The organism is Streptomyces sp. BBFR51 (assembly GCF_044591655.1).
GTDB lineage: Bacteria > Actinomycetota > Actinomycetes > Streptomycetales > Streptomycetaceae > Streptomyces.
The window spans coordinates 8,775,946-8,786,980 of sequence record NZ_CP172448.1; the positions used below are offsets into that span (position 1 = coordinate 8,775,946).

Genomic DNA, 11,035 nt, shown 5'->3' on the forward strand with positions numbered 1-11,035 from the left:
ACGCCCGCGACGGGCTCGGACACCCCCGGGAGCGGGAGCACGGCAGGACCATCGCTTCCTGACAAGCCTCTGACATCCGCTCGCCAGGCTGCCATGTCATGGACAACGAGACAGACCGGCCGCGCGCCGGCACCTGTGCCGGCGCCGGTGCCGTCACCGGCCTGAGTACCGCCCTCCTGAGTACCGCCCTCCTGAGCGCCGTCCTCCTGGCGGCGGGCCTGGCTCTCACGGCCTGCGGCGGCGGAGGCGGGGGCAGCGGCGCCGACGGCGGACAGAAGTCGTCGGACGGCGGCGTCGCCTCCCTGGTGACCCCCTCGTCCGGCGGCGGGAGGGCCGGGGCGGCACCTTCGGCGCAGTCCTCGGCCGCCGCCGTCGAGGCCAAACGCCCCGTGCTGCGTCTGGACAGCTCCCAGGAGGAGATCGAGCGGCTTTGGGACGGGTACTGGGCGTGCCTGGAGGACCAGGGCGTGCCGATGAACACCGAGCGGGTCGAGCATCCCGGTGAGCAGGCGCCTCCGGTCGGCGACGCGAAGGTGACGGCCCAGTACAAGAAGCAGTACGCCGCGTGCCTCTACAAGATGCCGCTCCAGCCGGTCGAGGAGCGTCCCGAGACCAACCCGCACTACGCGGACGACCACCGTGCCTATGTCGGCTGCCTGAAGTCGAAGGGGCTGAAGGTCCACGAGGTGTTCGGGCCCGACGGAAGCCCCGACGGCTTCACGTACGACGAGGATTTCACGGGAAGCGGCGACAGTCCCGCCTTCCAGAAGATCGACGACGACTGCCGCCTGGAGGCGTTCGGTGGCAAGGGGAAGAACTAGGGGCGCCGCGCACTCGTCCGCCGACAGCGGCGGACGGGGCCGCGGGCGTGCCGGTGGACGGACCGGCAGGCGGATCGCGGTCGCCGTCGCCGTCCTCGCTGTCGTGGCGGGCGGCGTCTACGGCGGTACGGCCCTGAAGCGGCACGGGGACGCCTCCCATGCCGAACCCGCGGGGGTGCCGTCCGCGCAGACCACGCTCGTCCGGCGCACCGACCTGTCCGACAGCAAGGCGCTGCCCGGCACCCTCGGCTACGGCGCGGCGCTCACGATCAGGGGCGCGGGCAAGGGCCTGATCACCAAGCTGCCGGCGCCCGGCTCGACGATCACCCGGGGCAAGCCCCTGTACTGGGAGGACGATCAGCCGGTGACGGTCTTCTACGGCGACACCCCGGTGTTCCGGACACTGGACGAGGCGGCCGTGAAGGCCGGGGCGAGCGGCACCGACGTGACCGTTCTCGCGGACAACCTGAAGGCCCTCGGCTACGACATCGGCCCCGAGCCACGCGGCACGCAGCCGGCCACCGGTGCGGACAAGGCCCCTGGAACCCTGCTGACCTCGCCCCTCCTCGACGCGCTGAAACGCTGGCAGCGCGATACGGGCCGGCAGCAGACCGGGACGCTCTCGGTCGGCCAACTGGTCGTGCTGCCCGGCGCGGTCCGCGTCGGCGCGGTGAAGGCCCAGCTCGGAGACCCGGCGGCAGCGGCGGAGGTCCTGTCGGTGACCTCCCGGCGCAAGTCGGTGTCGGTGACGGTCAACGCCGGTGACGCGGACCGGATCCACCGGGGCGACAAGGTCTCCATCGCCCTTCCCGACGCCAGGGAAGTGCCCGGGAAGGTGACGTCGGTCGGTACGACCGTGCAGGGCGGCGCCGCCGGCGAATCCGACCCGACCGGCGGCGACGCCTCGCCGTCGCTGCAGGTCACCGTGGTGCCGGTGGACAGCGACTCGGTCAAGAACCTGGACGCGGCATCCGTGCGGGTGACCTTCACGACGCAGACCCGCGAGAACGTCCTCACCGTGCCGGTGGGCGCGCTGCTCGCGCTCCAGGAGGGCGGCTACGCGCTCCAGCGGCCGGACGGGCGGCTGATCCCCGTGGAGACGGGGCTGTTCGCCAAGGGCCGGGTCGAGGTCTCGGGCGCGGGGGTCGAAGAGGGGGAGCGGGTGGTGACGGCGTCGTGAAAGCCCATCACCGCTCGCCGCACGACCGTGGCACCGGGTCCCACGCCGCGCCGGGCCCGGCGCCCGCCGACGGCTCGCACTTCACGCCCGCGGGCGACGACACGCTGCCCTTCCTCGCGGTGCCCGCCGCACCGGCCGTACCCGCCGGGGCGTCCGCCGTGCTGCGGCTCACGGGGGCGACGAAGACGTTCCCGGGCGGTGTGACGGCCCTCGACGACGTGTCCCTGACCATCCACGAGGGCGAACTGCTCGCCATCGTCGGCCCGTCCGGCTCCGGCAAGTCCACGCTGCTGAACGTCATGGGGACGCTCGACCTGCCCACCCGCGGCACCGTGGAGATCGCGGGGCACGACGCCGCGGCCCTGAGCGACCGGCGACTGTCCGCACTGCGCGGGCGCTGGCTCGGCTTCGTCTTCCAGCAGTTCCATCTGACGGACGGGCTGACCGCGGCCGAGAACGTCGCCACCAGCCTGCTGTACGCGGGGGTGCCGCGCAGGCGGCGTACTGCGCGCGCGCTCACCGCGCTGGAACGGGTCGGCCTCGGCCACCGGGTCGGGCATCTGCCCCACCAGTTGTCCGGCGGCGAACGACAGCGCGTCGCGATCGCCCGCGCGCTGGTCAACGGTCCCGCCCTGGTGCTCGCGGACGAACCGACGGGCGCGCTGGACTCCGCCAACGGCCAGGCGGTTCTCGACCTGCTCGTCCGACTGAACAGAGAGGGCACCACCATCGCCGTGATCACGCACGACGGGGCCATCGCGGCGCGGCTGCCGCGCCGGGTGGAGATGCGCGACGGGCGGATCGTCGGGGACACGGGGCCGGTCGCGGCACAGGGACCAGGGGCAGGGGCAGGGGTGGAACGGGGCGTGGATTGCGCGCCGTCGGGCGGTCCCGCCTCGGCCGGGCGATCGGCGGGCGGCGCCGGCGGGGCCCGGGGGGAGACGCGGTGAGCGCCGCCCCGGAAAGGCTCACCCGACCGGCCCGGCTGAGCCCCTCGGACGTACTGCGGCTCGGGCTGCTCGGTGTCCGTACCCGCAGGCTGCGTGCCGCGCTGTCCGCGTTGGGCATCTCCATCGGCATCGCGACCCTCGTCCTCGTGACGGGTATCCCCGCGTCCAGCCAGCGGGCGCTGAACGACCAACTGTCCGCGCTCGGCACGAACATGCTCCGCGGGGTCCCGCAGCCGGGCCAGAACCCTCCGGTGGTGCTGCCCGCGTCGGCCGACAGGATGGCCGCCCGCATCGGTCCGGTCACGGCGGCCGCCCAGGTCGCCAACATCCACCAACTGGTGCACCGTTCGGACCGGACCGACCCCAACGACGGACTGGGTCTCACGGTCCTCGCCAGCGGCGACGGGCTGCTGTCGGTGGTGGGCGGCCAGGTACGGGCGGGGAAGTTCCTCGACGCCTCGACCGACCGGCTGCCGACGGCGGTACTCGGCCATGAGGCGGCGTCCCGCCTGGGCGTGACCGACCTGGTGCCGGGCGTCCAGGCACCGCAGATCCTCGTCGGAACCCGGTGGTTCACGGTCATAGGCATCCTCGATCCGCTGCCGCTCGCGCCGGACCTGGACCGCGCGGTGCTGGTCGGCTGGGAGGCCGCGAAGCGGACCCTCGCGTTCGACGGGCATCCGACCGTGGTGTACGTGAAGGCGCACGAGGACGCGATCGAGGCGGTCTCGTCCGTGCTGCCCGCCACCCTGTACCCGCAACTGCCGGGACTGGTGCAGGTCAGCCGCCCGTCGGACGCCCTGACGGCGAAGCGGGCAACGGACCACGCCTTCTCGTCGCTGTTCCTCGGCCTCGCGGGGGTGGCGCTGCTCGTGGGCGGGATCGGGGTGGCGAACACCATGTACATCTCCGTGCTGGAACGCCGCAAGGAGATCGGCCTGCGGCGCGCGCTCGGCGCGAACCGGGGTCAGATCAGGGGTCAGTTCCTCACCGAGTCGGTGGTGCTGTCACTGCTCGGCGGGGTCGCCGGCACGGCGCTCGGGGTACTGGCCACCGCCGGATACGCCGTCTACGAGGGCTGGCGGCCCGTCGTCCCGCTCACCGTGCTCGGCGCGGGTGTGGGCGGTGCCGTGGTCATCGGAATGATGGCGGGCGTGTACCCGTCGATACGGGCGGCGCGGCTCACCCCGACCGAGGCGCTCGCCACGGCGTGACAGGAAGGCGCGGCGCCCCGGACGCGTCCGCCGGGCACGCCGCGTGCCGTACGTGGCGCACCGCGCGTCGAGCCCGGCCTGTGCGCGGTCGCTCAGCTCGGGCTCGGTGCGCCGGCCCGGACCAGCCGCACGTGCTCGTCGTATCGGCGGGCACCGGTCAGCCGCCACAGCAGCCGGGCGGGGGCGGGCATCTCGCCGAGGAACCAGGCGCGTTCGCGCGGGGTCGCGTCCTCGAGGACCATGCCGGCCAGGGTCAGCTTGCCGGTCAGCGTCCTGGGTCCGTGCTTCATGGCGTGCTTCTGCGGCGCCACCCATTCGGGCACGGTGAGGTGATCGTGAATGAGGGGAAGCACCTCGTCCTCCTCCAGGTCCAGATGCTCGGTCAGGGCCGGGCCGAGATCCCGCAGGGCGTCGGTGAGCAGGTCGCGTGCGGCGGCCCCCGCATCGTCGGTCCAGGCGGGCAACTGGGCCGCGACCGCGTCGACGGCGTCGCCGATCGCCTGGTGCTGCGTCTCCATGACGGCGATCAGGTCCTTCTCGAGCGGAACGCGTTGCACGAGGACCGGCCAGAGCAGTTCGTCCTCGGCCTCGTGGTGCTCGTGGAGCATGTCCAGGACCAGGGAGAGGTGATCCCCGAGGAGACGGGCGCGGGCGGTGTCGCCGACGCGCACGGCGGCGATGAGGTCGGGGAGCTGGGCGAACTCCCTCCTCATCACGCGGTGGATGACCTTCATCTGCTGGATCTCGGGCTTGTCGGCCGGGGCATTCGGATTAATCAACATACATTGATAGTACCTCCATTAATATCAATGTGTGCCTGCCACAATGACGGGATGACGAAGCGCACCTACAGTTCGAGAGTCCGGGCCGTCGCGGCAGGTCAGACACACACCGCCATCCTGCGAGCCGCGGAGGAACTGTTCGTGGAGCGGGGATACACCAGGTCCACGGTCTCCGCCATCGCGGAACGGGCGGGGGTCGCCCTGAACACCGTGTACACGAGCGTGGGAGGCAAGCCGGCCCTGGTCGACGCGCTGGCCAGGGAAGGCACGGAGGACGAGGGGATCCAGACCGCGCTCGCCGCACTGCTGGCCAGTACCGACGGCCTGGAGGTCCTGCGTCTGACCGCCGAGAGCACCGGTGAGATCACCCGCCGCCACGCACGTGTCCTGAACTTCCTGCGCGACAACGCGACCGCCGATCCGGCGGTCGCCGCCGCGGCCGAACACTCCGTCGAGCGCTACCGCGAGCGACTGGCCCTCGTCGCCGAACATCTGGCGTCCTTGCCCGAGTTCCACCCGGACGCGTTCCGGACCGGGCAGATTCTCTGGTTCTACTTCGGGCAGGACGCCTGGCGGACCGTCCGCGGGTTCGGCTGGACCTGGGCGGAGGGCGCCGACTGGCTGGCCGCGCGGGCGGCCGACGCCCTGCTGTCTCCGCCCGGGAGAGGCCGGCCGGGAACGGCTGTTTGACGTCGGTGCTGCTGGTGTGCGAGGCACGTTGCCGATGAAGAGACACATGTAAAGTCATATCTTGCCCGCCATACACACATATTGGACGGTCGACCGCCGTGACAGGGGGTCCGGAACCACGGCATCATGAGAAGAGAACGAAATGACCGAAGTCGTCGCAGCCAGCACACGAGGTGTCGCGGGCGTGGGGCTGACCGCCCTGCTGGTCGCCGCCGCTCGGGCCATCGAGACCACCCGGCCCGACGCGCTGGCCCGGGACGAATACGCCGCGTGCTTCATCCGCGCGGTACCCGCCTGCGCCGACTGGCCACTGAGCCTGGCGGAGGTGCCGGACGGCGACGCCGACCCGCTGTGGGGGCACCTCGGCCGCTTCTTCGGTCTGCGTACCCGGGTCTTCGACGACTTCCTGCTGCGGGCGGCCGGGGCGGGCAGCCGCCAGGTGGTGCTGCTCGGTGCGGGCCTGGACACCCGTGCCCACCGGCTGCCGTGGCCGGACGGCTGCACGGTCTTCGAGGTGGACCAGCCGGAGGTCCTCGCCTTCAAGCAGTCCGTCCTCGACTGCCTGGTCGGCGTGGACGGCGTGATCGGCCTGGACGGCAAGCCGCGGGCCGAACGCGTCGTGGTGGAATCCGATCTTCGGGACGACTGGACCGCGAAGCTCATCGCGGCGGGGTTCGATCCGGCGCTTCCGACGGCCTGGCTCGCCGAAGGGCTGATCCCCTACCTGTCGCCGGCCGCGGAACTGGACCTCGTCTCCGTCATCCACGCGCACAGCGGGCCGGGCAGTGTGCTCGCCTACGAGATCAAGCAGGGCGTCGACCCGGCCAGGCAACGGGACTTCGCCGTCTACGCCGCGGCACGCGAGAGGCTCGGCATCGATCTCCTCGCCCTGTTCAGCGACGAGCAGCGCCCCGACTCCGCGGCCGCTCTGGCCGGCTGGGGATGGTCGACGTCCGTCGGTACGCCGTTCGACTTCACCCGGCGCCACGGCCGGGGCCCGCGCCCGACGCACAACGACGCGCCGGCGGCCAACCGCTGGATCTTCGCCGCCCTGGGTCCCGGAGCGGTCAGCGGATCGGCGTAACGCTCGCCCATCGGGCGGAGTCCTCGGCGGGCACGCGGTAGATGTTCCAGGCCTCGTGTTCGTCCATTCCGTACCGGTACGCGTTCGCGGGGTAGTACGCCCGGTACGAGGCGAGAGCCACGAGGCACTGTGCCCGGCTCAGAAAGGGCCCCGCCACATGTATCCCGTCCGGTCCAGACGGTGACGGCGTCGCGGAGTCCGCAACGGCTCGCGGTTCCCGGGTGGTGCGGACGAACAGCATCGGTCTCCTTCCGCGCTGGCACACGTGTGAAGGAGAGTAGCCCACGCCCGGACGCGACCCCGAAACGTGTACCGGGCCGGGCACGTCGGTACACGTGTTCCTCTTCATACATTCCATCGCGTCACCCCCTTGATCGGTGACGCGATGAGGTGCATGCTGGACTCACCAAAGAGATACGGCGCAATCCGCCATCGAGAGAGCGGAGAAGAAGATGAAGATCACGGTGACGACGGACAGTGCTGCGGCGGCGCGGCAGACCCGCTTCGGGAAGCTGCCCGAGCGCGTCAGGTTCGAGGACATGGTCGAGGAAACGTCCGCGAGCCCGGACAACGGACTGAACAACCGCTACAACCCCGAGGGCTCCTGGAACTACTACTCCTGCCTTGCCCTCGACCTGGGCCTGTGAGGTCGGCGCACGGTCCTCCTGACCCGGCAGGATCAGGACCCCCGCCCGCCCGCGGCACCGGTGGTACCATCGGTGCCATGTCGGAGACCAAGGCGATGAACCTGCGCTTCCCCGATCCCGAGCAGCGCGCGGCGATCTCCGCCGCCGCGAAGCAGGAGGGGGTCAGTCTGCAGGAGTACATCCTGTCGGCCGCCTATGCTCGGGCGACCGCCGTCGAACAGCGCTTCCTGGACCACTTCAGGGCATCGATGGCGCACAGCGGCGCCGCCTTCGCGGCGGAGCCGAGTGGTGTGGACCGCGGCGCCGAGCAGCGGGCCGCGGAGTCCGAGGCGCGCCGGGACGTCGAGCTCCCCGGGCGGGGCCACGCCGCGTGAGCAACCCGGACCCGATCCATCCACTCGACGTCACCTTCCTGCTGCACGCGGCCGAGCTGCTGGACGGCGATCCCCAGGTCGACGACTACGGGCCGCTGTACGCCGCCACCGCGCGGGTCAACGCCCGGGCACTGGAACGTCACATCTACGGCTCGCTGCACCTCAAGGGCGCGGCCCTGCTGCAGACCTTGGTGCGGCTGCCGTGCCTCGAGCACTCCAACGAGGCCTTCGCCTGGCACTCCGCCGAGGCGTACCTCCTGCTCAACGAGTGCCGGCTCGACTACCCGCCCAAGGCCGCAGTAGCCCTCGTCCGCGAGACCGCGTCCGGAGAACTCGGCGTCGCCCGCGTCGCCCGCAGGCTGCGCGAGTGGACCGTCGCCTGACCCGGAACCGGCTGCCCTCCAGGCTCCGCCGGGCGATCCCTCACATCTCCTGTGTCCGGAGCCAGACAACTCCCCGCAGGGCGTCCGCGTTGAACGGATCGAAGCGCGCTCGGACCACTGCGGACACCCTGCGTGTCACACCCCTGAGTAACCCTTGACCCACAGCTCTGCCTTCGCTCGACCACCCCTGTAGGCGCCCCCTGCACCGTGGGACGAGGTTTAGGGGTGGTCACTACGACGGGGGTCGTCATGACGTTTGTGGGCAGAATCGCGGTGGTCGGCGCCGTGGACGGAGCGTTGGCCGAGTGCACGGCGGGTCGTCCCCAGATCCTGCTGGCAGAGGGTGCCGCGGGATGCGGCAAGAGTGCTCTGATCGACGCCGTCGCCGAACGCGCCGCCGCGGCGGGCTCCGTGGTACTGAGCGCCGTCGCCAGCGCGGCGGAGCGGGGGGACCAGCTCGGCGTGCTGCGTCAGCTGGTCGACTGCGAGCAGTCGCTCGTCATGCCGGAGAAGCCGGCGGCCGAACCGGACGGCACCGTGGTGTACACCCGTGTCGGGGCCATGCAGGCGTTCTGCGCGCAACTGCGGGAGCTGAGCCGCGACCGGCCGGTCGTCGTGTGCGTCGACGACGTGCAGTACGCCGACGACGCTTCGTTGCGCCATCTCCAGTACCTCGCGCGGCACGCACGGTCGGCGGCGGTCCTCGTGGTGGTCACGGAGACGCTCCCCGTCGAGGGGCACGACGCGGTCTTCACCACCGAGCTGATGCGTCAGCCGCACTTCCGGCGCCTCAGGCTGGAACGGCTGTCACAGACCGAGGTGGCGGATGCCGCGGCCCAGTTCCGGGATGATCCACGCGCGGACGTCCTGGGAGGGGACGAGGAGCGTGCCGCCGAACTGCATCGGGTCACCGGTGGCAATCCTCTGCTGCTGCGGGCGCTCCTCGAAGAGCGGCAGGGGCAGGCCGGGCCGGCACAGGGCGGGCCCTACGCCCGCGCCGTGTCCACCTGCCTGCACCGTTCGGGGCCCGCGGTCACCGCGGTGGCCCGGGCGGTGGCGGTGCTGGGCGAACCGGTGTCCGCGTCCCGGATCGCCCAGCTGCTGGAGTTCGGTCAGTCCACCGTGGACCGCGCGCTGAGCGCGCTCGACGCCTGCGGTGTGCTGGACGGCATGACGTACCGGCACCCGGCGGGACGGGCGGCCGTGCTCGAGGCGACCGGTCCCGGTGAGCGGGCCGAACTGCATCGCAGGGCGGCCCAGGTGCTGCGCAGGGCTTGGAGTCCCGCGACCGCGGTGGCCGGGCATCTGCTGGCCGCGGCTGCCGACGACCGGCAGCTGGGAACCTGCGGTACCGCGAACGAGGACATCGATGTCCTGCGGGACGCCGCCGAGGACCTGCTCGCGGTGAACGACGCGCACCAGGCGCTGCGGTTGCTGGAGCTCGCCGACGACAGCTGTGACGACGAGCGGCTGCGGCAGGCGGTGCGGATCCGGTCCGCGCAGGTTGCCTGGCGGTTCGATCCGGCCGCGGCCGAACGGCAGGCCGGTACCTTGCTGGACGCCGCGCGTTCGGGACGCCTGGACGAGTCCTGGACCCAGGCGGTGTCGGAACTGCTGGTGATGCAGGGCCGGGTGGCGGACGCGGATGCGCTGCGGCCCGGCCCGCAGGCCACGGACGGCGACGCGTCCGCGGTGGACGCGGTCGTCGACCGCGGTGCGGAGGCCGCCGAGCGGCTGCTGGAGTCCACGCGGCTGACCGATGCCGGCCTGGCGCGGACGGCGCAGGCCGTGCGCTCACTGATCTGCTCGGAGCACCCCGAGCGGGCGGTGACGTGGAGCTGGAAGATCCTCCAGGAGGCGCACCTGTGCCAAGCCCCCGGCTGGGCCGCGGTGTTCTCGTCCCTGCAGGCGGAGGCACTGTTGCGTACGGGCGACGTCCGTGGCGCCCACGCCCAGGCCATGGCGGCCCTGGAGGAGCTGCCCGATGGATACGGCGGCACGTTCGCCTATACCCCGGCGGCGGTTCTGATCCGGGCCTGCATCGCCATGGGACGGGAGGGCGACGCGGCGGCGTACGTGGAGCGGCAGGTGCCGCCGAGGCTGATGTCGTCCCTGCACGGGCTGGGCTACCTGCGGGCCCGCGGCATGTACCAGCTGGCCGCCGGCCGACCGCAGGCGGCGCTGGTGGACTTCTCGGAGGTCGGCCGGCTGATGGAGCGCTGGAACGTGGACCGGCCGGCCTACCTGCCCTGGCGCACGGACGCGGCAGAGGCGCTGCTGCGCATGGGCAAGGCACGGCAGGCGGAGAAGCTGGTCCTGCAGCAGCTGGCGCATCCCGACGCACGCATGCCGTGGACACGGGGTGTCTCGCTGCGGCTGAGGGCGCTGGCGGGTGGGACACAGCAGCGGGTGGCAGTGCTCGGCCAGGCCGTCGCCGAGCTGCAGCGCTCCGGGGACCGGCTGGAGACGGCGCGGGCCATGGCGGATCTGGGCCGTGCGCTCCAGGCGGACGGCTCCACGGCCAGGAGGGCGTCGATGCTGCGCGCGGCCTGGAACCAGGCGAAGGAGTGCGGGGCGGCAGGGGTGTGCAAGGAGATACTGCCGGACGCCCTGGCCCAGGACCGCGACCGGGACCGCGACCAGGTGCGGAGCGCGTCCGAGCTCACGGCGGCGCCCACGGAGGCCCGGCTGAGCGCCTCCGAGCAGCGGGTGGCGTCTCTGGCGGCCCAGGGCCTGACGAACCGGGAGATCTCGGCGAAGCTCTACCTGACGGTCAGTACGGTCGAGCAGCACCTGACGAAGGTGTACCGCAAGTTGCAGATCAGGTGCCGTGGTGACCTGCCGATGGACCTGGAGCTGGGGAGCACGGGCAGCGTGCGGCGCTGACGGGCGAACGGCCGGGAGCCCGGT

At 72.1% G+C, this 11,035-nt stretch carries 12 protein-coding genes; 10 read left to right on the top strand and 2 right to left on the bottom strand.

Annotated features, from left to right (window positions below):
- Positions 1-98 precede the first annotated feature (98 nt).
- The 4 genes from ACGH7X_RS39810 to ACGH7X_RS39825 all read left to right on the top strand — a co-directional run bounded on the left by ACGH7X_RS39810 (position 99) and on the right by ACGH7X_RS39825 (position 4,165).
- Positions 99-821, top strand: a complete 723-nt coding sequence (locus ACGH7X_RS39810) for a hypothetical protein (RefSeq protein WP_399895646.1) — start codon at positions 99-101, stop codon at positions 819-821.
- On the top strand, positions 802-2,001 hold the full coding sequence (locus ACGH7X_RS39815; RefSeq protein WP_399895649.1) for a hypothetical protein: 1,200 nt from the start codon (positions 802-804) through the stop codon (positions 1,999-2,001). Before ACGH7X_RS39810 ends, ACGH7X_RS39815 begins: the two co-directional genes overlap by 20 nt.
- Before the next feature lie 158 nt (positions 2,002-2,159).
- Entirely contained in the window at positions 2,160-2,951 is a 792-nt protein-coding gene (locus ACGH7X_RS39820) for an ABC transporter ATP-binding protein (protein WP_399897680.1), read from the top strand.
- On the top strand, positions 2,948-4,165 hold the full coding sequence (locus ACGH7X_RS39825) for an ABC transporter permease (RefSeq protein WP_399895652.1): 1,218 nt from the start codon (positions 2,948-2,950) through the stop codon (positions 4,163-4,165). Before ACGH7X_RS39820 ends, ACGH7X_RS39825 begins: the two co-directional genes overlap by 4 nt.
- A gap of 92 nt (positions 4,166-4,257) precedes the next feature.
- Here ACGH7X_RS39825 and ACGH7X_RS39830 read toward each other — a convergent pair whose 3' ends face one another.
- Positions 4,258-4,947: a hemerythrin domain-containing protein gene (locus tag ACGH7X_RS39830; RefSeq protein ID WP_399895655.1), complete on the bottom strand. Its 690-nt coding sequence runs from the start codon at positions 4,945-4,947 to the stop codon at positions 4,258-4,260.
- A gap of 51 nt (positions 4,948-4,998) precedes the next feature.
- Here ACGH7X_RS39830 and ACGH7X_RS39835 point away from each other — a divergent pair, with 51 nt between their 5' ends.
- Both ACGH7X_RS39835 and ACGH7X_RS39840 read left to right on the top strand, forming a co-directional pair.
- A complete protein-coding gene (locus tag ACGH7X_RS39835) occupies positions 4,999-5,637 on the top strand; it encodes a TetR/AcrR family transcriptional regulator (protein WP_399895658.1) in 639 nt (212 codons plus the stop codon).
- A 142-nt stretch (positions 5,638-5,779) separates the two neighbouring features.
- Positions 5,780-6,721, top strand: a complete 942-nt coding sequence (locus tag ACGH7X_RS39840; RefSeq protein ID WP_399895661.1) for a class I SAM-dependent methyltransferase — start codon at positions 5,780-5,782, stop codon at positions 6,719-6,721.
- Here the strand turns inward: ACGH7X_RS39840 and ACGH7X_RS39845 are convergent.
- Positions 6,705-6,842: a hypothetical protein gene (locus ACGH7X_RS39845; protein WP_399895663.1), complete on the bottom strand. Its 138-nt coding sequence runs from the start codon at positions 6,840-6,842 to the stop codon at positions 6,705-6,707. The two genes, ACGH7X_RS39840 and ACGH7X_RS39845, sit on opposite strands and share 17 nt — an antisense overlap.
- A gap of 331 nt (positions 6,843-7,173) precedes the next feature.
- Between ACGH7X_RS39845 and ACGH7X_RS39850 the strand changes: the two genes are divergently transcribed.
- The 4 genes from ACGH7X_RS39850 (at position 7,174) to ACGH7X_RS39865 (ending at position 11,011) form a co-directional block, all read left to right on the top strand.
- On the top strand, positions 7,174-7,368 hold the full coding sequence (locus ACGH7X_RS39850; RefSeq protein WP_399895667.1) for a hypothetical protein: 195 nt from the start codon (positions 7,174-7,176) through the stop codon (positions 7,366-7,368).
- Positions 7,369-7,445: 77 nt separating this feature from the next.
- A complete protein-coding gene (locus tag ACGH7X_RS39855) occupies positions 7,446-7,742 on the top strand; it encodes a DUF1778 domain-containing protein (protein WP_399895670.1) in 297 nt (98 codons plus the stop codon).
- The gene (locus ACGH7X_RS39860) at positions 7,739-8,125 is read left to right on the top strand and encodes a fic family toxin-antitoxin system, toxin component (RefSeq protein WP_399895672.1); all 387 of its coding nucleotides are present in this window, start codon (positions 7,739-7,741) and stop codon (positions 8,123-8,125) included. Before ACGH7X_RS39855 ends, ACGH7X_RS39860 begins: the two co-directional genes overlap by 4 nt.
- A 249-nt stretch (positions 8,126-8,374) precedes the next feature.
- Positions 8,375-11,011 carry an AAA family ATPase gene (locus tag ACGH7X_RS39865; protein ID WP_399895675.1) on the top strand — a complete coding sequence of 879 codons (2,637 nt, stop codon included), beginning with the start codon at positions 8,375-8,377 and terminating at the stop codon, positions 11,009-11,011.
- Positions 11,012-11,035 lie beyond the last annotated feature (24 nt).

Coding starts and splice junctions, on each gene's coding strand:
- ACGH7X_RS39855 (WP_399895670.1), top strand. CDS start 7,446: ATGTCGGAGACCAAGGCGATGAACCTGCGCTTCCCCGATCCCGAGCAG.
- ACGH7X_RS39810 (WP_399895646.1), top strand. CDS start 99: ATGGACAACGAGACAGACCGGCCGCGCGCCGGCACCTGTGCCGGCGCC.
- ACGH7X_RS39830 (WP_399895655.1), bottom strand. CDS start 4,947: ATGTTGATTAATCCGAATGCCCCGGCCGACAAGCCCGAGATCCAGCAG.
- ACGH7X_RS39850 (WP_399895667.1), top strand. CDS start 7,174: ATGAAGATCACGGTGACGACGGACAGTGCTGCGGCGGCGCGGCAGACC.
- ACGH7X_RS39865 (WP_399895675.1), top strand. CDS start 8,375: ATGACGTTTGTGGGCAGAATCGCGGTGGTCGGCGCCGTGGACGGAGCG.
- ACGH7X_RS39840 (WP_399895661.1), top strand. CDS start 5,780: ATGACCGAAGTCGTCGCAGCCAGCACACGAGGTGTCGCGGGCGTGGGG.
- ACGH7X_RS39835 (WP_399895658.1), top strand. CDS start 4,999: ATGACGAAGCGCACCTACAGTTCGAGAGTCCGGGCCGTCGCGGCAGGT.